Here is a 20,366-nt window from a genome sequence, read left to right as displayed (position 1 = left end):
CCATCACCTTGGACCGCCCGCCGGCCTCCTCCGGGGGTCCTGGTTATCCATCGGGCCGGATTTTGGAGAGAATCAGGGTATGACTCTTAGCGCCTCTCATCCGCTCATGGATGGCCGCACGGCCGATTCCCCCCTGATTACCGCCTACCGGGGCGGAACTCCGTCCCGCCGACCGGTCTGGTTTATGCGTCAGGCCGGAAGGTCGCTTCCGGAATACCGCAAGCTGCGGGAGGGAACCGCGATGCTGGACTCCTGCCTGGACCCGGCCATGGCTTCGGAGATCACCCTGCAGCCGGTCCGCCGGCACGACGTTGATGCCGGAATCTTCTTTTCGGACATCGTTATTCCGCTGAAGCTTGCCGGCGTCGACGTCGACATTGTGCCCGGCGTCGGGCCCGTCCTGGGCCGGCCCGTACGGACCGCGGCTGATGTCGCTGCACTGCCGGTCCTCACTGAGGAGGCCCTCGAGCCGATCCGGGAAGCCGTCCGGCTGACCGTCGCGGAGCTGGGAAAGACCCCGCTGATCGGATTCGCCGGGGCCCCGTTCACCCTCGCCGCCTACATGGTGGAGGGCAAGCCGTCGCGCGACCACCTCGGGCCGCGCACCATGATGCACGCTGATCCGGAGACCTGGCAGGCCCTGACTCACTGGGCGGCGGACGCATCGGGCATGTTCCTGCGCGCACAGCTGGAAGCCGGCGCCAGCGCCGGACAGCTGTTTGACTCCTGGGCCGGGTCCCTGGGCCTGGCCGACTACACCCGGCACGTAGCGCCCGCCTCCGCCCGGGCACTGGATCATGTCCGGGACTTGGGAGCTCCGCTGGTGCACTTCGGGACCGGCACTTCGGAACTGCTCGGTGCGATGCGCGACGTCGGCGTCGACGTGGTGGGCGTGGACTACCGGCTGCCGCTGGATGAAGCCAACCGCCGCCTGGGCGGCACCACGCCGCTGCAGGGGAACATCGACCCCGCGCTGCTCGAGGCTCCCTGGCCGGTACTGGAGGCGCATGTCCGGGACGTCCTGGCCGCCGGGGCCGGTGCCCCGGGCCACGTGGTCAATCTGGGCCACGGGGTCCCGCCGGACACTGACCCGGAGGTCCTGACGCGGGTCGTGAAGCTGATTCACTCGGTGGAGCCGTAACCATGCCGCACCGCCCGGTTCTTCCCCACTTCCCGGTGACCCGCAAGCCCGGTCCCGGTGCCGAGCCAGCTGCCGTCCCCGCCGTTCCGGCACACAGTGCCGTGGTGGTGGGCGGCGGCGTCTCCGGACTTATTGCTGCCCGTGATTTGGCCCGCCGGGGTTTTGCCGTGACGCTGCTTGAAGCCGGCGCTTCGGTGGGCGGCTGCGTAGGCACCCATTCAGTTGCCGGCCTGACCCTGGACAGCGGAGCCGAATCCTTCGCTACCCGGTCCCGCGCAGTGCCGGACCTGATCGGAGAACTGGGCCTGAGCGACGCCGTCGTCCAGCCCAACCGCGTGGGTGCCTGGCTGCAGCTGTCCGGCGAGGACACCGCCGCCGCTGCGCAGCCCATGCCGCAGAGCGGGCTGCTCGGCATTCCCGCCGACCCGCGCGCCCCGGAGATTGTCCGGGCGATCGGACGGGCCGGGGCCGCCCGCGCGGCACTGGACCGGATCCTGCCCGTGGGCGCACTGGCGCGGAAGGAAAGTGCCAGCCTCGGCGAGGTTGTCCGGGCCCGCATGGGAGACGCAGTGCTGCGCCGGCTGGTGGCCCCCGTTGTCGGAGGCGTCTATTCCTCGGATCCGGACGTCCTGGACGTGGACTCGGTTGCTCCCGGTCTCCGCGCGGCGATTGCCAAGCACGGGTCCCTGTCCGCGGCGGTGGCATCCATGCGCGCCGCGGCTCCCGCCGGATCCGCTGTTGCCGGCCTCGCCGGCGGTATGGGCAGGCTCAGCAGTGCGCTGGAAGAGGACCTGGCGGCTCTCGGCGTCAAGGTGGACACGGGCGTCACCGTCGAAGCGGTGGAACGCGACGGCGACGGATGGATTGTTTCCGCAGCGGGCCGCACGCTCTCCGCCCACGCGCTGGTCATGGCGACGGACGGTCCCACCGCCGTAGACCTCCTTGCCGGAACCGTGCCTGAACTGGCAGCCGCACGCCCGGGCCCCGGCCCCGGCGTTGCGCTCGTGACCCTGGTGGTGGACCAGCCGGACCTTGACGCCCATCCGCGGGGGACAGGTGTCCTCGTGGCTGAAGACGTTGAAGCAGTGGGCGCGAAAGCCCTGACGCACGCCACCGCCAAGTGGCAGTGGCTGGCGGACTCCACCGGACCGGGAACTCACGTGCTGCGCCTGTCCTACGGGCGGGCGCTGAGCGCAGCCGCGGCGGCAGCGGCGCAGGCAGCGCAGGCAGCGCCCGGTCCGGTGGACCGGGAGGACGCTGACCTGTTTGCCCAGGCGCTGACTGATGCCTCGGTGCTGCTGCAGGTTCCGCTGGGTGTTGACGATGTGGTCGGCTGGGACGTGGTCCGCTGGGTCGGCGCCCTGCCGTCCGCCGCCGTCGGGCACCGGGACCGGGTTGCCGCGGTGCGCACCGCCGTCGACGCGGTTCCCGGGCTGGAAGTTGTGGGGGCCTGGCTGGCCGGAACGGGGCTGGCCGCCGTAACCGCCGATACCCGGGCACGGATCTCGGGCCTGGCGGAGCAGCTCGAAGGGCTGTGACATTAACCACTTTCTACAAGAAGTAGAAGTGGAGTATTTCGTCTAAGGCTGCCCGGAAGGGCAGACTGTTAATCATGAGTGAGCCCATGGGTCAGAGCACCGAAGAAACAGCCGTCGCCGAAGAACAGTTCTTTACCCTCTGGACCGTTTTCAAGCGGTCTGCCGAGGCCGGATCCGGCGCTGCCGCAGCAGACGCTGAAGAAAACACCAAGGCCTTTGAGGCCCTCACGCAGGAGCTTGCAGGCCGTCAGGTCACCCTGCGCGGACTCTACGACGTATCCGCGATGCGCGCCGACGCCGACATCATGGTGTGGCTGCACGGCGGCCGCGCCGAGGACCTCCAGGCCGCGATCCGCGAGATCCGCCGTTCCGGCCTGTTCGCCGGCACGGAAATCGCCTGGTCCGCCATGGGCGTGCACCGCGACGCGGAGTTCTCCAAGAACCACTGGCCCTCCTACGCCCGCGGCATCGCCCCCGAAGCCTGGATCTGCGTGTACCCCTTCGTGCGCTCCTACGAGTGGTACCTGCTGCCCGCAGAGGAGCGCGGCAAGATGCTGCGCGACCACGGCATGCTCGGCCGCGAATTCCCCCAGGTCCTGGCCAACACCGTTGCCTCCTTCGCCCTGGGCGACTGGGAATGGATCCTGGGCCTGGAAGCTCCCAACCTGACCGATCTGGTGGACATGATGCGCCATCTGCGCTCCACCGAGGCGCGGAACCACGTCCGTGAAGAAATCCCCTTCTATACCGGCCGGCGCATTGCCGCCGCCGAAGTTGCCGAGGTACTGAAATGACAACTGCTGCCAGTAACCAGTCCAATGAGTCAGCGCCCCTTGACCCGTTTGAGGGCGTGGACGAGAACGGCCGGATGGCCCCCAAGCACTACGACGCCATCCTTTTGGCCTCCTTCGGCGGTCCCGAAGGGCAGGAAGACGTTATCCCGTTCCTGCGCAACGTCACCCGCGGCCGGGGCATCCCGGACGAGCGCCTCGAAGAGGTGGCCACCCACTACCGCGCCAACGGCGGAATCAGCCCCATCAACGAGCAGAACCGTGCGCTGAAGGCCGCCCTCGAGGCCGAGCTGAAGCGCCGCGGGATCGATACGCCGGTGCTGTGGGGCAACCGCAACTGGGCTCCGTACATCAAGGATGTACTGCAGGAGGCCTACGACACCGGCTACCGCCGCCTGCTGATGGTCACCACCAGCGTGTACTCCTCCTACTCGAGCTGCCGCCAGTACCGCGAGGACCTGGGCATGAACCTGCTCGCCACCGGGCTGGACAAGAAGCTGCAGGTGGACAAGGTCCGTCAGTACTTCGACCACCCCGGTTTCGTGGAGCCCTTCGTCGAAGGCGTCCGCGACTCGCTGGCGAGGGTCCGCGAGCAGCTGGCCGAGCGCGGCGAGGAAGACGGGAAGATCGAGATCCTGTTCTCCACCCACTCCATCCCCACCGCCGACGCCGAAGCCTCCGGCCCGCGCGACCGCGAGTTCGAGGAAGGCAGCGCCTACGTGGCGCAGCACCTGGCGAATGCCCGGGCGATCATCGACCGCATCCCCGAAGCCGCAGGCGTGGACTGGCAGCTGGTCTATCAGTCCCGCTCCGGTTCCCCGCACACCCCCTGGCTGGAACCGGACATCAACGATGCCATCGCCGAACTGCCCGCCAAGGGCGTCAAGGGCGCCGTCATTGTTCCGCTGGGCTTCGTCAGCGATCACATGGAAGTCCTCTGGGACCTGGATACCGAAGCCATGGAGACCTGCCGCGAGCTGGGCCTGGCCGCGCACCGCGCCCCCACCCCGGGCATCCATGAGACCTTCGTTTCCGGCCTGGTGGACCTGCTCTCCGAGCGCACCGTGGAACACAACATTGCCGACCGCCCTGCCGTGACGAAGCTTGGCCCCTGGTACGACGTCTGCCGTCCGGGCTGCTGCGCGAACCTGCGCGGCGAGAAGCCGACGATTGCCGGCGCCGATTCCACCGTGGGCGTGCAGTAGTGGCACACTCGCCGGTGCTGATCGGTACCCGGGGCAGTGCCCTGGCCGTCACCCAGACCACAACGGTCGCGAACGCGCTGTCCGAACTCGGCGGCTTCGACGTCGAACTGGTGCGTGTCCGCACGGAAGGCGACATCAACCGCGCTGCGCTGTCCCAGATCGGCGGCACCGGAGTTTTTGTTGCCGCGCTGCGCGATTCGCTGCTGGCCGGGAACTGCGACGTCGCCGTGCATTCCCTGAAGGATCTGCCCACCGGCGCGGCTGAAGGACTGGCCATCGGCGCCATTCCGGCGCGGGTGGACGTCCGCGACGCGCTCTGCGCCCGTGACGGACTGACCCTGGCGCAGCTTCCGGAGGGTGCCCGCGTGGGCACCGGCTCCCCGCGCCGGGCCGCGCAGCTGCGCGCCGCCCGGCCGGACCTGGACGTGGTTGATATCCGCGGCAACGTGGACACCCGGCTGGGCCGGGTCGCGGGACTTGTCGAAGGCGCCCCCGGCGACCTCGACGCCGTCGTTCTGGCGGCCGCCGGGCTGGCACGCCTGGGCCGACTGGAGATGGTTTCGGAGTTCCTGGACCCGGCCGTCATGCTGCCGGCGCCCGGCCAGGGAGCGCTGGCTGTGGAATGCCGCAGCCCCGACGCTGCCGACGGCCCGCTGAGCCGTGCACTGGCCGCCTACGACAACAACGCCGCCCGGCTGACCGTCACGGCCGAACGGGCACTGCTGAACCGGCTGGAAGCCGGCTGCACGGCGCCCATTGGCGCGCTGGCCTCGCTGACCGAAACCCGCCTGCACCTCGAAGCCGTAGTGTGCAGCGACGACGGAACCCGCGTCATGCGGCGTTCGGCGGCATCCGCTGTGCTCGACGAGGACGGCGCACGCGCCCTGGGCGTGCGCCTCGCCGAAGACCTGCTGGCGGCCGGTGCAGCGTCCCTGACGGACCTCGCGGTCAGCTGATGCGTCGTTCCCGGACCCGCTGACGTGGCAGCGAACAAACCCAGGCCGGAACTTGCCGGGCTCACCGTGGTGCTTCCGCGCACTCCGGACCGCGCGGCGGCCATGGCTGCCGAGCTGGAAGCGCGCGGAGCGGCGGTGGAACTGATGCCGCTGATCGACTTCCAGTTCCCCGCCGACACCACCGACCTGGACCGTGCACTGAAGTCGCTCCGGGCCGGCAGGTTCGCCTGGGTGGTCTTCACGAGCGTGACCACGGTGCGCGCCATGGTCCGGCGCTGCGCTGCCCTGGGCGTGCCGGCCTCCACTGCCGTTCCGTCCGGAACTTTTATTGCGGCCGTCGGAGCAGGCACCCGGCAGGCCCTGGAAGACATCGGGCTGGACGTGGACCTGATGCCGGACCGCGACCAGTCAGCCCGCGGGCTGGCGGAATCCTGGCCCCACCCCTCCGTGTCCGACCCCGAGGGCGGCGCGCTGAGGCTCCTGCTTCCGCAGGCCGACCTGGCGGACCCGGCCCTGGCCGCAGCGCTGGCCGGGCTGGGCTGGGAGGTCAGCCCGGTAACCGCCTACTGCACCGTGGACTACCCGGCAACGGGGGTCCGGTTCACCCCCGCGCCCGGCGACGGCCAGGCGGGCGGTCCCCGCTTGCTCACCCCGCAGGAGTTCCTGGCCCGCACGCCGCAGGGCCCGCGCGCCGTCGTCCTGACCTCGCCCAGCATCGCCCGGCGTTTCCTGCGGCAGTGCTCGCCCCTTCCCCAAGGGACGCTGCTTGTTGCCATCGGTGACAGCACCGCCGCCCAGATGGGGCAGCTGCACGTACCCCCGCACGCTGTGGCGGAGCAGCCAACACCGGCGGGAATAGCGCAGGCACTCTCCGTCGCTATGTCTACGGGTCCCACCACTTAGTTCCCTCATTACCGGAAGGCAGAATTATTTCCATGAGCTTCCCCCAGCGCCGTCCCCGCCGCCTCCGCACCACCCCCGCCATGCGGCGGATGACCGCAGAGTTCCGGCTGGATCCGGCCGAGCTGATTCTTCCGGCCTTCGTGCGGGAAGGCCTCACCGAGCCCAATCCGCTGGCATCCATGCCCGGCGTCGTCCAGCACACTCTGGACAGCCTGAAGAAGGCCGCCGCCGAAGCCGTTGACCTGGGCGTGGGCGGCATCATGCTCTTCGGCATCCCCGCCGAGCGCGACGCCGTCGGCAGCGCCGGCACGGATCCGAACGGCATCCTGAACCGGGGCATCGCAGCGGTCCGGGAAGAGGTCGGCGACGACCTGGTGATCATGAGCGACGTCTGCCTGGACGAATTCACCGACCACGGACACTGCGGCGTGCTCGACGCGCAGGGCCGCGTGGACAATGATGCGACGCTGGAAATCTACGGCCGGATGGCAGTGGAACAGGCACGCGCCGGCGCCCACGTCCTCGGCCCCTCCGGCATGATGGACGGACAGATTGCCGTCATCCGGCAGGCCCTGGACACGGCCGGCTACACCGATGTGTCACTGTTTGCCTACGCGGCGAAGTACGCCTCGGCCTTCTACGGTCCGTTCCGCGAAGCCGTGGATTCCCAGCTGAAGGGCGACCGGCGCACCTACCAGATGGACGCGTCCAACCGCCGTGAAGCCCTCCTCGAAGTCGAACTGGACCTCGAGGAAGGCGCCGACATGGTGATGGTCAAGCCCGCCATGAGCTACCTGGACGTCCTGGCCGATGTGGCCGCCATGTCCCCGGTCCCGGTGGGCGCTTACCAGATCTCCGGCGAGTACGCGATGATTGAAGCTGCCGCCGCCAACGGCTGGATCGACCGCCGCCGGGCCATCGAGGAATCCGTCCTGGGCATCAAGCGTGCCGGCGCCAATATGATTCTCACCTACTGGGCCACCGAGCTGGCAGCCTGGCTGAAGGAAAGCAAGTAATGACCTCACCTGTCACCGCCACGTCATCCTCCGAAGAACTCTTTGATCGGGCCCGGGCACTGATGCCCGGCGGAGTGAACTCCCCGGTCCGTGCTTTTGGCTCAGTGGGCGGCACGCCCCGGTTCATGGTTTCCGCCAAGGGCCCGTACATCACGGATTCCGAGGGCCGCGAATACGTGGACCTCGTCTGCTCCTGGGGGCCGGCGCTGGTGGGACATTCCCACCCTGACGTCCTGGCCGCCGTGCATGCAGCCGTGGATAACGGGCTGTCTTTCGGTGCGTCCACCCCGGCGGAAGCCGAGCTGGCGCAGCTGGTCATGGACCGCGTGCCGGGCGTGAAGCGCCTGCGCATGGTGTCCACCGGAACCGAGGCCACCATGACGGCCGTCCGGCTGGCCCGCGGGTTCACCGGCCGGAACCTGATCATCAAATTCGCCGGCTGCTACCACGGCCACCTCGACGGACTGCTGGCCTCCGCCGGTTCGGGCCTGGCCACGCTGGCGCTGCCCGGCTCCGCCGGTGTCACCGAAGCAACCGCAGCCGAAACGCTGGTCCTGCCGTACAACGACATCACCGCCGTTGAGGCAGCCTTCGCCGAGCACGGCGCGAACATCGCGGCCGTCATCACCGAGGCTGCACCGGCGAACATGGGTGTGGTTACCCCGGGCGAAGGCTTCAACGCCGCCCTCTCACAGATCACCGCCTCCCACGGCGCCCTGCTGATCCTCGACGAGGTCCTCACCGGGTTCCGTACCGGTCCGGCCGGCTACTGGGGCCTGACCGGCGCCAGAGAGGGCTGGACGCCGGACCTGTTCACCTTCGGCAAGGTCATCGGCGGCGGCATGCCCGTAGCCGCCCTGGGCGGCCGTGCCGACGTCATGGACTACCTCGCGCCGCTGGGCCCGGTCTACCAGGCCGGCACCCTTTCGGGTAACCCGATTGCTATGGCCGCCGGTGTCGCCACCCTGAAGGCAGCCACTGCCGAGGTTTATGCCAACGTCGACGCCCGCTCCGCTGAGCTGTCCGCCGCCGTGTCCGCCGCTTTGACTGAGGCCGGGGTGGACCACAGCATCCAGCGGGCCGGCAGCCTCTTCAGCGTCGCTTTCGGCACCTCGGCCACCGGTGTGCACAACTACGAGCAGGCCCAGGCGCAGGAAGCCTTCCGGTACAAGCCGTTCTTCCACTCCATGCTGGACGCCGGCGTGTACCTGCCGCCGTCGGTCTTTGAGGCCTGGTTCCTTTCCGGCGCCCACGACGACGCCGCAATGGAACGCATTTACGCCGCGCTCCCGGCAGCCGCACAGGCCGCTGCTGCAGCTCAGCCGTAAATCCGCAGCCCGCCGGGCAACGAAAAACCCCGCACCTCCCTTTGACGGGAGGTGCGGGGTTTTTCGTTGCCGGCTCTAGAAGGCAGCCGTTACGTCGCCGTTCGGCCAGGTCTCTTCAATGAAGGCCTTGGTTTCGGGGGAGTGGAGCAGTTCCTCGAGTTTGTCGATCCGTGCGTCCTTGTTGCCGGTCTTCCAGACCAGGAAGTTGGCGTACGGGTTGTCCTCGGCGGATTCCACCAGAAGGGCATCGTCGGTGTTCAGTCCGGCTTCAAGGATGTAGTTGCCGTTGATGATGGCCAGGTCAACAGTGGGATCGCCCAGGTCGTTGACCAGCAGTTCCGGATTGTTTTCCTGGAAGTCCAGGTTCTTGAAGTTCTGCTCCTCGGTCAGGGTCAGCACCGACGAATCCTCGGCGATGTCCTTCACCAGGTCGGCCTCCTCAAGCATCTTCAGGGCGCGGGCCTGGTTCGACGGGTCGTTGGTGACCATTACCCGGGCACCGTCCTCGATGGAGGAGGCGTCGTCGTGCTTGTCGGAGAACGCGGCGTAGGGCTCCACGTGGATGCCGGCGCCGTGTTCGAAGTCGTAGCCCTGCTTTTCCATCTGGGATTCCAGGTACGGCAGGTGCTGGTAGAAGTTGACGTCGCTGTCGCCGTCGTTCAGGGAGATGTTCGGGGTGACGTAGTCGTCGAACTCCTGGATCTCCAGTTCCAGGCCGGTGTCGGCGGTGAGGTTGTCCCGGACAAATTCCAGGATCCGGGCGTGCGGCGTGGGGCTGGCACCCACGGTGAGGGTTACCGGGTTTGCGGGGTCAAGGCTGTCCACGGAGCTGGCGGCGGAATCCGATCCGCCGCAAGCCGTCAGCGCCAGGGCAGTGGCCACACCGGTGGCAACGAGGGTAAGTGCTTTACGCATCGAGTGCGTTCCTTTCACGTGACCCGGGGAAGCGGAACTCCGCCGTCCGGGGGAATGTGCAGCTAGCGGCTACTGGCTGCAGATCCGTAAGGGTCCGGGGCGCGGCCCGGACCTCACGAAGACTTGGACTAGACCTTGGTCTCGTCGAATTCGCGGTCGGCGGCGGTCCGGGGAGCGGCGGCGGGGCCGGCGTCGGCTGCTGCTGCGGCTGCGGCGGCCGGGCGGCTGCGCCGGCCCGTGCCCGCGGCGGACCGGTGGTCCACCCGGCGGGAAGCGTAGTCGCCGGCAAGCTGGATAATCTGCACGAGGGCCACAATGATGACGATCGTGACCACCATGACCTGGGTGTCAAAGCGCTGGACACCGTAGTTGTAGGCCAGACGGCCGAGCCCGCCGCCGCCGACGATGCCGGCCATGGCGGAGTAGCCCACGAGGGTTACCAGCGTGGTGGTCAGGGCAGCTACGAGGCCGGGCAGGGCCTCACGCAGCAGCACCTTCGTCACCACCTGCATCTTGGTGGAGCCCATGACCAGTGCTGCGTCGATCTTGCCGCCGGAGACGTCGCGGAGCGCGTTTTCCACCAGGCGTGCAAAGAACGGGATGGTGGCGATGCTCAGTGAGACGGAGGCGGCCACCGGTCCGATGGAGGTGCCGGTGATCAGGCGTGCCAGCGGAATCAGGGTCACCATCAGGATGGCGAACGGCACGGACCTGGTGATGTTGACGATGATGTCGCTGACGATCCGGTTGATGATCTTCATGGGGAGCAGGCCCCCGGGCGCGCTGACGTGCAGGAAGACGCCCAGCGGCAGGCCGATCAGCAGGGTGAAGAAGCCGGAAATGCCCACCATCTGGAGGGTCTCGAGCACGGCCTCCGGAAGGGCCTTGGTGATGCCGGGATTGTCGAAGAGTCCGGTCAGGAAGTTCATGCTGCCACCTCCACGGTGACGCCCTGCAGGGCGAGGTATTCATGGACGGCGGCCATATCGGTATGCGTATCCAACTGGATGCGCAGCCGTCCGAAGCGGGTGCCGGCCAGCAGTTCTACGCTGCCGGCAAGGACGTTGACGTCTGTGTCGAACCGGCGGGTCAGCGCGGAAAGCACCGGATCCGACGTGGTCTCGCCGGTAAACAGGAGTTCCAGGACCGGACCGCCGGGCGACGGCGGGGTGGCGGGCAGCGGGATCAGCTGCTTGGCCAGCCGGCCGCTCAGGTCGGAGGCAACCTCGCGCAGCGGTCCGTGTTCCACCACGCGGCCGGCGTCGAGCAGGGACACGGAGTCGCAGATCCGCTTCACGACGTTCATCTCGTGCGTAATGATCAGCACCGTCAGGTTCAGGCGGCGGGTGAGGTCCGAGATGAGGTCCAGGATGTCGTCGGTGGTGGTGGGGTCCAGCGCCGAGGTCGGCTCGTCGCACAGCAGCACATCGGGATCGGAGGCCAGCGCCCGGGCAATGCCCACGCGCTGCTTCTGTCCGCCGGAAAGCTGGGCGGGGTAGGCGCCGGCGCTTCCCTCCAGGCCCACGAGGGCCAGCAGTTCCTTCACCCGGGCATCGATGACCGACTTTTTCGTACCGACAAGTTCCAGCGGGTGCGCAATGTTGGCGGCGGCGGTGCGCGAATCCATCAGATTCGCATGCTGGAACACCATCCCGATCCGGCGGCGGGCCGCACGGATCTCGGAGTCCTTCACCGCGGTCAGCTCCCGGCCGTCGATGGTTACCGAGCCTGACGTCGGCCGGTCCAGGAGGGTGAGGCAACGCACGAGCGTTGACTTGCCGGCACCGGAGTGGCCGATGATCCCGTGGATGGAACCCTTCGGCACGCTCAGGCTGACGCCGTCGAGCGCGGTGACGATGCGGTCGCCCTGGCGGTATACCTTGCGCAGGTCGGTAACTGTGATCATTGATCCTCGTGGTCTACGTATCGGGGCTGGTCAGCGGCCGGATGACGGCACAGGGACGTGCCGGGCACGTCCGGGTGCCTGGGCCTGTGCGGGGTGTCTGCCAATCGCGTGGCACGAGACGCCGATCCGCCGGAGAGTCCTGAACCGCGGGTCTCCTTAGGGCACGCCTGGGGCGCCATCAGCGCCTAACACAGGTGCAAGTATCTCATGTGCGGGCAGCAGGACAGGACTCGGGGGTGCTCCGCGAAGTGATGTTGCGTCCCGTGACGCCCCGTGCGCGCGTGTGTCAGGAGCGGGCGGGCCAGGCTCCGTCCACGACCGCCGCCGGATCCTTGCGCCGCAGGTAGTCCTGGAAGCTTGCGGCCTGGGCCCCGGCCCATCCGATCTGGGCCCGGTGCAGTTCCGCGGCGTCGCCGTGCAGCACCGGATATCGTCCGGCCATGGCGCGGGCCACGCCCAGGGTCGCCATGACGTCGGCGGCCGAGGTGTGCGCGTTCTCGAAGCCGACGCCGTAGTGCTCGGTCAGCGCCGTGAGCGTGCGCTTGCCGCGGCGGTACCGGTCCACCTGCTTGTCCAGGATGTAGGGATCGATCACGGGTGCCGGTGCCGGTGCGGTCAGCCCGAAGCGTTCGCACTCACGGTTCAGCACGGTGAAGTCGTAGCAGGCGTTGAAGGCCAGGACAGGGATGCCGGCTGCGAAAAATCCGCCGAGGACTCCGGCGATTTCAGCAGTCACTTCCGGGGCCGGACGTCCCTCGGCCCGGGCGCGTTCGGTGCTGACGCCGTGGATGGCGGCTGCTTCTGCGGGAATCTCCTCTTCGACCGCGGCGAGCCACTCGTGGTGCTGCAGGACCTGCCCCTGCCCGTCGACGAGAATGATGGATGCGGTGACGATGCGCGCAGTATGCGGGTCGCGGCCGGTGGTCTCAAGGTCAAAGGCCGCGTGGGGGAGTTCATGCCAGCTGTTCATGGAATAAACGTACCGGCGGGCACTGACATTCGAAGATTCCCGGGGACGGGGCCGCGCTAGGCTGGAGTCATGCGCGATGAGTATGTCGACGCCGTCCGTTCAGTGGTTGCGCTGATTCCGGCCGGCAGGGTCCTCTCCTACGGGGACATCGCTGAGATTCTGCACGAGGGCGGTCCCCGGCAGGTGGGTGCAGTCCTGTCCCGCAGCGGCACGGGCCTGCCCTGGTGGCGCGTCATCCGGGCCGGGGGAGAGCCTCCCCGCTGCCACGAGCGGCGCGCCCTGGAGCACTACCGCACCGAGGGGACGCCGCTGTCCGGAACACCTGACGACGACGGCGGGGGATACCGGGTGCGGATCGGCCCGGCCCGCTGGTTCCCCTCCGAGGGCGACTGGACGGTGATTGAGGGGGTCCGGGCCGGGCTGGCGGCGCCCGAAACAGGAATGTCGGCGGGACGTGATGAAGTAGAGGCATGAGCGTAAAACTGCAACTGGTTGGACCGTCGGCCGGAACCGCCGAAGCCCCGCAGCTGAGCCCGGACCAGCAGGCTGTTGCGGACCTGCCCGCCGGCAGCGGTCCCGTCCTGGTGCTGGGTGCCCCCGGCACCGGAAAGTCGACCGTGCTGGTGGAGGCCGCCGTTGCCAGGATCGCTGCGGGACTGGACCCGGCCGGGCTGCTGCTGCTGGCGCCCACCCGCCTGGCCGCGGCTGCGCTGCGGGATTCCCTCTCTGCCAGGCTGCAGGGCACGCTGAGCACGTCGCCGGCACGCACCTGGGCTTCCTACGCCTTTGACCTGATCCGGCGGGCCAAGGCCGAGGGGCGGCTGCCGTACATCACCCGGGCACCCAAGCTGCTCTCGGGAGCCGAGCAGGACGTCATCATCAAGGAACTGCTCGAAGGCCACGGCCAGCAGGGCGTCCCCGCCCTGCCCTGGCCCGAATCCCTGGACCTTGCCCTGCCCACCCGCGGTTTCCGGCAGGAAATCCGGCAGCTTTTCGACCGCATCATCGAGTACGGCATTTCCGCGGAGGAGGTCGCCGATCTGGGGCGCCGGCACAACCGTGAAGACTGGATTGCCGCGGGCGCACTGTATGCGGAGTACCGCGACGTCCTGGACATCCGCATGCCCGAGGCCTTCGACCCCGCCGGCATCATCACCACCGCCCTGCAGATCCTGGAGTCGGATCCGGAGTTCCTGGCGGCGGAACAGGCCCGGTTCCAGCTGATCCTCGTGGATGACCTGCAGGAGGCCAACCCAGCCATCCATGCCCTGCTCGGGCTTCTCGCAGGGGGACGCGACACAGTGGTGACGGCGTGTCCGGACACAGTGGTCCAGGGCTTCCGCGGCGCCCGTCCGGACCTGCTGGGCAAACTCACCGACACCCTGGGGGAGGGGCTCCAGACCTTCGTTCTGTCCGGACCCCACCGGCTCACCGGATCCGTTGCCGAAGCCTGGCTTCGGACTGCTTCGCGGATTTCGGTGGTCGGGCAGCTTCCCCGTTACCGGGCTGCGGTGCTGCCGCCCGCACCGCAGGAATCCGCAGCGCCGGAACCCGCAGAAGCCGCCGAAACCCAAAGCTCCGCAGCGGGCCGGGCCGAAGCGCACGTGGTTGATTCCCCCATGCATGAACTGCGCTACATCGCCCAGCGCATCCTGGAAGCCCAGCTGCTGGACGGACGGAGCCTCGAGGACATCGCCGTTATTGTGCGCACCGGCGGGCAGCTGGCGCGCATCCAGCGTTACCTCAGTGGCCAGGGCATTGACGTGAAAGTGCCGGTTGCGGAGAAGGCGGTGCGGGATGAAGCCGCAGTGCGGCCGCTGCTGGAGGCTTTCGCCGTCGTCCTGGATCCGGAGCTGCTCACCCCGGAGGCCGCAGTATCGCTGCTCACCTCCCGGATCGGCGGAGCCAGCTCCATCGAACTGCGCAGGCTCCGCCAGTCGCTGCGCCGCGAAGAAATACGCGGCGGGGGAGGCCGTACCAGCGACGCGCTGCTTGTGGAAGCCCTGCTGGATCCGGTCTCGCCCAGCGGCCTGGCACTCGCCGGCCTGTCCTGGGAAGCGAGGTCTGCCCAGCGCACCGCCGCCATGCTGCGGGCCGGGCGGACCGCGGCGGAACAGCCCGGAGCCACCGCTGAAACAGTGCTCTGGGCGCTGTGGTCGGTTTCCGGGTGGTCCAAGAAGTGGGCTGAAACTGCCCTCTCCGGCGGCCCGGCCGGGGCCCGGGCCGACCGCGACCTCGACGCCATCATGGCCCTTTTCCAGACTGCTGAACGATATGTGGACCAGCTGCCCGGTTCCACGCCCGCACAGTTCCTGGACTACCTGACCAGTTCCGAGCTGCCGATGGACACCCTGGCTGCCCGTGCGCAGCGCCGTGAGGCGGTGGAACTGCTCACGCCCGCCAGCGCCGCCGGCCGGGAATGGCCCATGGTCATTGTTGCCGGGGTGCAGGACGGCGTCTGGCCCAACCTGCGCCTGCGCGGTGAGCTGCTGGGCAGCGGAGACCTGGTGGCCGCTATTGAGCACGGAGACGGATTCGCCAAACACCGCAGTCCGCAGTCCCTGATGCACGCGATCCGCCACGATGAACTGCGCAGCTTCTCCACGGCTGTCTCCCGGGCACGCGAGCTGTTGGTCTGCACCGCGGTGTCGTCCGACGACGAACAGCCCTCGGCGTTCCTGGACCTGGTGGATCCGCTCCCGCCGCAGGCCGTCAAGCGCGAACGCACCGAGGTCCTGCGCCCCCTTACGTTGCGGTCCCTCGTTGCGGAGCTGCGCGCCTATACGCAGCAGGAGCAGGACAAACCGGAACTGGCACACGAAGCGGTGCACCATCTGGGCACCATGCTCAATCATCCGGTCCGGGTCCCCGGTGCAGCGCCGTCGGAATGGTGGGGACTGGCTGAGCTGTCCACCACGGATCCGGTCATCCCCGAGGGAACTCCCATTCCGGTGTCGCCGTCCAAGGTCGACGCCGTGCTGAAGTCGCCCCTGAGCTGGTTCGTCTCCGCAGCCGGCGGTGAACAGGCCACTGACTTCGCCCGCTCGCTGGGCACCCTGGTCCATCAGATTGCCCAGGACCTGCCCGAGGCCTCGGGCAGCGAGTACGTCCAGGAACTGCAGCGCCGCTGGCCCACACTGGGCATGAAGGACAACTGGGAAGGCAAGCTGGATTTCCGGCGAGCGGAGACCATGGTGCGCAAACTTGCCGCCTACGTCATCACCATGCGCCAGGAAGGGCGGTCACTGGTGGCCGTGGAGCGGGACTTTGCCGCCGAGGTGCCCGTGGAGATCCGCGGCAGCGAACGCACGGCGCTGCTGCGCGGGCAGATTGACCGGCTGGAGATCGACTCCGAGGGGCGGCTCTTCATCGTCGACCTCAAAACCGGCAAATCGGCGCCCAAGAAGGACGATCTCGAAAAACATCCCCAGCTGGCTGCTTACCAGGAGGCGGTCCGGGAAGGCGCCGTGAACCGTGATGCACCGGAAGACGGCGCTGCAGCAGTACAGCCGTCCCGGCCCGGCGGCGCCGCCCTGGTCCAGCTGGGAACCACCAGCAAGTCCGTTGCCGTCCAGCAGCAGCCGCCGCTGGATCCCGAGGACACCACGGCGCGGGACATGGTCCGTGAAGCGGCCGCGCTGATGTCCGATGCCCGGTTCGACACCGTCCACGACCCCACCCGCAGCGGGTTCGGCGGCCACGGCTGCCGGCTTCCCGAAATCTGCCCCCTGTGCCCCGAAGGAAAGCAGGTCACCGAATGAGTGCCTCCCTGACCGAAACGCTTCCCCCCGAGATTCCCCCGGCTCCGCGCTACTCTGCCCGCGAACTGGCTGAAATGCTGCATACCGACCCGGCGAATCCCGTGCAGTACCCCACACCGGACCAGATTGGAATCATCGAGGCGCCGCTGGAACCGCTGCTGGTCATTGCCGGTGCCGGATCCGGTAAGACCAAAACCATGGCGGACCGGGTGGTCTGGCTGGTGGCCAATAAGCTGGTGCGCCCCGAACAAATCCTGGGCGTGACCTTCACCCGCAAGGCCGCCGGCGAACTGGACAGCCGCATCCGCCAGCGCCTGGAACTGCTGTACCGGGTCCAGGCCGCGGGCACCGCTGATCCGGGCCTGATTCCGCCGGGCAGCGGCCCCGACGTGTCCGAGGACGCCAGGCTGGACCCCGCCGTCTCCACGTACCATTCCTACGCGAACGGCATCGTGAACGACTACGGGCTCCGCCTGGGCGTGGAACGGGATTCCGTCATGCTCGGCGGCGCCCAGTCCTGGCAGCTCGCCACCGAGGTAGTGGAAGCCTATGCCGGGGACTTCGAGCACTTCACGGCCGCGAAATCCACCCTGGTCAACGGGGTCCTGCAGATGGCCGGTGAATGCGCCGAACACCTTACCAGTCCGGCCGAGGTGCGTGAGCACCTGGCCGAGCACCTGGAGGCCGTCACGCGGCTGCCGTATCTGGCCGGCAAGCCCAAGGCGGCAACCGCGGCCGTGCAGAAACTTATGGACAGGCTGCGCACCCGGATCTCCGTCACCGAGCTCGTCGAAGCGTACCGGCGTGCGAAGTTCGAGCGCCGGCAGCTGGACTTTGGCGACCTGGTGGAAATGGCCGCCACGATCGCCGCCACCATTCCCGAGGCAGTGGAGATGGAGCGGGCCAAGTACAAGGTGGTGCTGCTGGACGAATTCCAGGACACCTCGCACGCCCAGATGGTGCTCTTCTCCCAGCTTTTCGGAGACGGCCGTGCGGTCACGGCGGTTGGCGACCCGCACCAGTCCATCTACGGTTTCCGCGGCGCGTCGGCCGGCCAGCTCGGTACCTTCCGGGACCAGTTCCCGCTGTTCCTTCCGGACGGCACGCGTGCACTGGCTCCCGTTGCCAACCTCTCCGTCGCCTGGCGGAACTCCACGTCGATTCTGGCCGCCGCCAACACTGTTTCAGCACCCCTGAACAGCACTGCTCCCTGGCTGGCGCGCCAGCGGCTGCCGCATGTGCCTGAGCTGCAGGCCAAGCCCAAAGCGCCTGTAGGCGAGGTCTACCTCGGACGCTACCTGGCTGACGTTTCGGTTCCCGCCGCGGACGGGGCCGAAGCCATCCTCGGCGAGGCCGACGCCGTCGCCGACCAGGTGCTGGCGCATCGGAACCGCTGGTTTGAAACGGACGACGCCGGCAAGCCGCTGCAGCCCACCGTGGCCGTCCTCTGCCGCGGACGCAAGCAGTTCGGACCTGTTCGGGAGGCGCTGGAAGCGCGCGGCATCCCGGTGCAGATCGTCGGACTCGGCGGGCTGCTCTCGACGCCTGAAGTGGTGGATGTGCTGGCAGTGCTGCGGGTGCTTGGAGATCCGGGCCGCTCGGACTCCATGCTGCGGATCCTGGCCGGAGCGCGCTGGCGCATAGGTCCGGCCGATCTGATGGCGCTGGCGGACTGGTCACGGCACCTGGTCCGGGTCCGCGAGCACGCGGTATCCGCGGCCGATGCAGCCAACGTGCACCGGCCGGATGAGCAGCCGGACGGCTCCGAAACCGTTGTGGAGGCGGACATGGCCGAAGCCGGGTCGCTGGTGGAGGCCGTGGATTCCCTGCCGCGCCCGGAATGGGTCTCCAGCTCCGGGCGGTCGCTTTCCGCCGAAGGGCTGCGACGGCTGAAGCTGCTCCGCGACGAGCTTCGGGACCTGCGCAGCTACGTGGGGGAGGACCTCACAACGCTGATCGGCGAAGTCGAGCGTCGCATCCTGCTGGACATCGAAGTGGCGGCGAAACCGGGCGTGTCCATCCATGAGTCCCGGCGGAACCTCGACGCGTTCATCGATGCCGCGGCTACCTTTAGCTCCTCCAGCGAACGTGTGGACCTGACGGCTTTCCTGGCCTGGCTCGAAGCCGCCAACGACGAGGAAAACGGACTGCCCGTCACCCAGCTCGAGGCCAGCCGGGAAGCAGTGCAGCTGTTGACCGTCCACGCCTCCAAAGGACTGGAATGGGATGTCGTGGTGGTTCCGGGCCTGAACGAGGGCCAGTTCCCCAACGACCGTGACTCCCGCTGGAGCAGCGGCGAGGGCTCCATTCCCTGGCCCCTGCGCGGCGACGCCCCCGACCTTCCGCAATGGGACTGGGAACAGGAAGACCAGAAAAGCTGGGTGGACAGTGAAAAACTCTTTAGCGAAGACGCGCGCGGTCACGCCGAGCGTGAGGAACGCCGGCTTGCCTATGTGGCGTTCACCCGTGCCAAGTACGTCTTGATCTGCACTTCGAGTGTGTGGGGCGGCGGACGGTCCAAGCCGACGGCGGTCTCCCGCTATCTGCAGGATCTCTACGACCTTGGGGAAGCGGGTGCACCGGGCTTCACTCTCCTGTCGTGGGTGCAGCCCGGTGACGAAGGCGATTCCAACCCGGCCAACGCGGATGTGCAGCGGCAGAAGTGGCCGGTTGATCCTCTGGGGGACCGGCGAGCAGCCATGGAAAGGGCTGCTGCCGCGGTGATGGAAGCCGCTGACCGCCAGGCGGGCCGTGTCGGGCAGTCCGAAATCGACATTCTGGCCGGCGCGGAGGGGCTGCAGGAGGATGGGCCCCGCGAATCCTCGCCGGGAGTGTTTGAACCCACGCGCTGGGCTCGAGAGGTGGAGCTGGTCCTGGCCCGCCACCATCCGCCCAACCAGGTGGTGGAGGTTGAACTGCCGGCGCACATCTCGGCGTCGCTGCTGGTTGACTTGAAGGATGATCCGGAGGAAGTCACCCGGCAGCTGCGGCGTCCCGTGCCGCGGGAGCCCGGAATGGCCGCCCGCAAAGGCACGGCGTTCCACGCCTGGGTGGAGGAATTCTTTGGAACCAGCGGCATGCTGGACATCGATGAACATCCCGGTGCGGCGGACGCGTACGTGGACGAGGCCTACCAGCTGGAAGACATGATCGCCACCTTCGAGTCCTCGCCCTGGGCGCAGCGCACTCCGGCCTTCATCGAAGTACCCGTGGAGACACGGGTGGATGCCGTGGTGGTGCGCGGCCGCATCGACGCCGTCTTCCAGGACGCGGACGGCACCTGGGACCTGATCGACTGGAAGACCGGAGCCCCGCCCTCCAAGGACAAGCTCGCGGTAAGGGCGGTGCAGCTGGCGGTGTACCGGCTGGCCTGGGCCCGGCTGAAACAGGTGCCGTTGGAAAAGGTCAATGCCGCGTTCTACTACGTGGCGGCAGACAAGCTGGTCCGTCCGTTCAACCTCTTGGGCGAAGAAGAGCTTGAGGACATCATTCGGTCGGCGAACTCTTCGTCCTAGCGCAGGATGGCCCTAGTGCGGGATGGCCCTAGCGCAGGTTGCCCGGCCGGCCTGGCACGCCGGAACCCGCCAGTGGGAAAGACAGCCAGTGGGAAAGAAACAGCGGGAAAGGCAGCCGGCGGGAAAGACAGCCGGCGGGAAAGGCAAAGGTGCGGCCGTCTCCTGAGGAGGCGGCCGCACCTTTGTCCGCCCTGCGGTATGCGTATCGGAAGGCCTGGCTAGCCGTAACCGCTCTGGACGTTGGGTACGCGGTGGGCCGGTAATTTGCGAGCCGCTTATTAGGCAGGTGCACCGCGGGTCATTTCCCGCCGTTTCCCCACTGACCCGCCCGTATGGCCCGTTCGAAACTCAAGCAGGTAGTCGGCCAAAAAAGTCGGGTATTTGGGGTGCCGAAATAGGGCCTGTTTTGGGCTGTTGGGGG

General features: G+C 68.1%; 15 protein-coding genes. 11 read left to right on the top strand and 4 right to left on the bottom strand.

The window, feature by feature from the left end; genetic code table 11:
• The first annotated feature begins 79 nt into the window (after window positions 1-79).
• From hemE to hemL, 8 genes are all read left to right on the top strand, one after another.
• On the top strand, window positions 80-1,141 hold the full coding sequence (gene hemE, locus M1D40_RS13445; RefSeq protein WP_341393501.1) for a uroporphyrinogen decarboxylase: 1,062 nt from the start codon (window positions 80-82) through the stop codon (window positions 1,139-1,141).
• 2 nt (window positions 1,142-1,143) lie between these two features.
• A complete protein-coding gene (hemG, locus tag M1D40_RS13440) occupies window positions 1,144-2,679 on the top strand; it encodes a protoporphyrinogen oxidase (RefSeq protein WP_461169153.1) in 1,536 nt (511 codons plus the stop codon).
• A gap of 74 nt (window positions 2,680-2,753) precedes the next feature.
• On the top strand, window positions 2,754-3,473 hold the full coding sequence (gene hemQ / locus M1D40_RS13435; protein ID WP_341393503.1) for a hydrogen peroxide-dependent heme synthase: 720 nt from the start codon (window positions 2,754-2,756) through the stop codon (window positions 3,471-3,473).
• On the top strand, window positions 3,470-4,675 hold the full coding sequence (locus tag M1D40_RS13430) for a ferrochelatase (protein WP_461169152.1): 1,206 nt from the start codon (window positions 3,470-3,472) through the stop codon (window positions 4,673-4,675). Before hemQ ends, M1D40_RS13430 begins: the two co-directional genes overlap by 4 nt.
• The gene (hemC, locus tag M1D40_RS13425; RefSeq protein WP_341393504.1) at window positions 4,675-5,631 is read left to right on the top strand and encodes a hydroxymethylbilane synthase; all 957 of its coding nucleotides are present in this window, start codon (window positions 4,675-4,677) and stop codon (window positions 5,629-5,631) included. Before M1D40_RS13430 ends, hemC begins: the two co-directional genes overlap by 1 nt.
• A 24-nt stretch (window positions 5,632-5,655) precedes the next feature.
• A complete protein-coding gene (locus tag M1D40_RS13420; protein WP_461169151.1) occupies window positions 5,656-6,534 on the top strand; it encodes a uroporphyrinogen-III synthase in 879 nt (292 codons plus the stop codon).
• Between the two features lie 32 nt (window positions 6,535-6,566).
• Complete coding sequence (gene hemB, locus M1D40_RS13415) at window positions 6,567-7,550, top strand: porphobilinogen synthase (protein ID WP_461169150.1); 984 nt, start codon at window positions 6,567-6,569, stop codon at window positions 7,548-7,550.
• Entirely contained in the window at window positions 7,550-8,878 is a 1,329-nt protein-coding gene (hemL, locus tag M1D40_RS13410; protein WP_461169149.1) for a glutamate-1-semialdehyde 2,1-aminomutase, read from the top strand. Before hemB ends, hemL begins: the two co-directional genes overlap by 1 nt.
• Before the next feature lie 75 nt (window positions 8,879-8,953).
• Here the strand turns inward: hemL and M1D40_RS13405 are convergent, their stop codons facing one another.
• From M1D40_RS13405 to M1D40_RS13390, 4 genes are all read right to left on the bottom strand, one after another.
• Window positions 8,954-9,793 carry a MetQ/NlpA family ABC transporter substrate-binding protein gene (locus M1D40_RS13405; protein ID WP_461169148.1) on the bottom strand — a complete coding sequence of 280 codons (840 nt, stop codon included), beginning with the start codon at window positions 9,791-9,793 and terminating at the stop codon, window positions 8,954-8,956.
• A gap of 128 nt (window positions 9,794-9,921) precedes the next feature.
• Entirely contained in the window at window positions 9,922-10,722 is an 801-nt protein-coding gene (locus M1D40_RS13400; RefSeq protein ID WP_445818873.1) for a methionine ABC transporter permease, read from the bottom strand.
• A complete protein-coding gene (locus M1D40_RS13395; RefSeq protein WP_341393509.1) occupies window positions 10,719-11,699 on the bottom strand; it encodes a methionine ABC transporter ATP-binding protein in 981 nt (326 codons plus the stop codon). The genes M1D40_RS13400 and M1D40_RS13395 overlap by 4 nt, the downstream gene beginning before the upstream one ends.
• A gap of 286 nt (window positions 11,700-11,985) precedes the next feature.
• Window positions 11,986-12,669 (bottom strand): 3'-5' exonuclease, encoded by a 684-nt coding sequence (locus M1D40_RS13390; protein ID WP_341393510.1) that lies wholly within the window; start codon window positions 12,667-12,669, stop codon window positions 11,986-11,988.
• 69 nt (window positions 12,670-12,738) lie between these two features.
• Between M1D40_RS13390 and M1D40_RS13385 the strand changes: the two genes are divergently transcribed.
• From M1D40_RS13385 to M1D40_RS13375, 3 genes are read left to right on the top strand one after another with little or no spacing between them, the layout of a single operon-like run.
• Window positions 12,739-13,143, top strand: coding sequence for an MGMT family protein (locus M1D40_RS13385; protein ID WP_341393511.1), 405 nt, complete (start codon window positions 12,739-12,741; stop codon window positions 13,141-13,143).
• Window positions 13,140-16,430 (top strand): ATP-dependent helicase, encoded by a 3,291-nt coding sequence (locus M1D40_RS13380; protein WP_461169147.1) that lies wholly within the window; start codon window positions 13,140-13,142, stop codon window positions 16,428-16,430. The genes M1D40_RS13385 and M1D40_RS13380 overlap by 4 nt, the downstream gene beginning before the upstream one ends.
• Window positions 16,427-19,945: an ATP-dependent helicase gene (locus M1D40_RS13375; protein WP_461169146.1), complete on the top strand. Its 3,519-nt coding sequence runs from the start codon at window positions 16,427-16,429 to the stop codon at window positions 19,943-19,945. Before M1D40_RS13380 ends, M1D40_RS13375 begins: the two co-directional genes overlap by 4 nt.
• The last annotated feature ends 421 nt before the right edge of the window (window positions 19,946-20,366 follow it).

It is taken from the genome of Arthrobacter sp. Z1-15 (assembly GCF_054792395.1).
This window is presented reverse-complemented; position numbering and strand designations above follow the sequence as displayed.

Excerpts from the sequence above, each read along its gene's own strand:
- hemE (WP_341393501.1), top strand. The coding sequence starts at position 80 with ATGACTCTTAGCGCCTCTCATCCGCTCATGGATGGCCGCACGGCCGAT.
- hemG (WP_461169153.1), top strand. The coding sequence starts at position 1,144 with ATGCCGCACCGCCCGGTTCTTCCCCACTTCCCGGTGACCCGCAAGCCC.
- hemQ (WP_341393503.1), top strand. The coding sequence starts at position 2,754 with ATGAGTGAGCCCATGGGTCAGAGCACCGAAGAAACAGCCGTCGCCGAA.
- M1D40_RS13430 (WP_461169152.1), top strand. The coding sequence starts at position 3,470 with ATGACAACTGCTGCCAGTAACCAGTCCAATGAGTCAGCGCCCCTTGAC.
- hemB (WP_461169150.1), top strand. The coding sequence starts at position 6,567 with ATGAGCTTCCCCCAGCGCCGTCCCCGCCGCCTCCGCACCACCCCCGCC.
- hemL (WP_461169149.1), top strand. The coding sequence starts at position 7,550 with ATGACCTCACCTGTCACCGCCACGTCATCCTCCGAAGAACTCTTTGAT.
- M1D40_RS13405 (WP_461169148.1), bottom strand. The coding sequence starts at position 9,793 with ATGCGTAAAGCACTTACCCTCGTTGCCACCGGTGTGGCCACTGCCCTG.
- M1D40_RS13400 (WP_445818873.1), bottom strand. The coding sequence starts at position 10,722 with ATGAACTTCCTGACCGGACTCTTCGACAATCCCGGCATCACCAAGGCC.
- M1D40_RS13395 (WP_341393509.1), bottom strand. The coding sequence starts at position 11,699 with ATGATCACAGTTACCGACCTGCGCAAGGTATACCGCCAGGGCGACCGC.
- M1D40_RS13390 (WP_341393510.1), bottom strand. The coding sequence starts at position 12,669 with ATGAACAGCTGGCATGAACTCCCCCACGCGGCCTTTGACCTTGAGACC.
- M1D40_RS13385 (WP_341393511.1), top strand. The coding sequence starts at position 12,739 with ATGCGCGATGAGTATGTCGACGCCGTCCGTTCAGTGGTTGCGCTGATT.
- M1D40_RS13380 (WP_461169147.1), top strand. The coding sequence starts at position 13,140 with ATGAGCGTAAAACTGCAACTGGTTGGACCGTCGGCCGGAACCGCCGAA.
- M1D40_RS13375 (WP_461169146.1), top strand. The coding sequence starts at position 16,427 with ATGAGTGCCTCCCTGACCGAAACGCTTCCCCCCGAGATTCCCCCGGCT.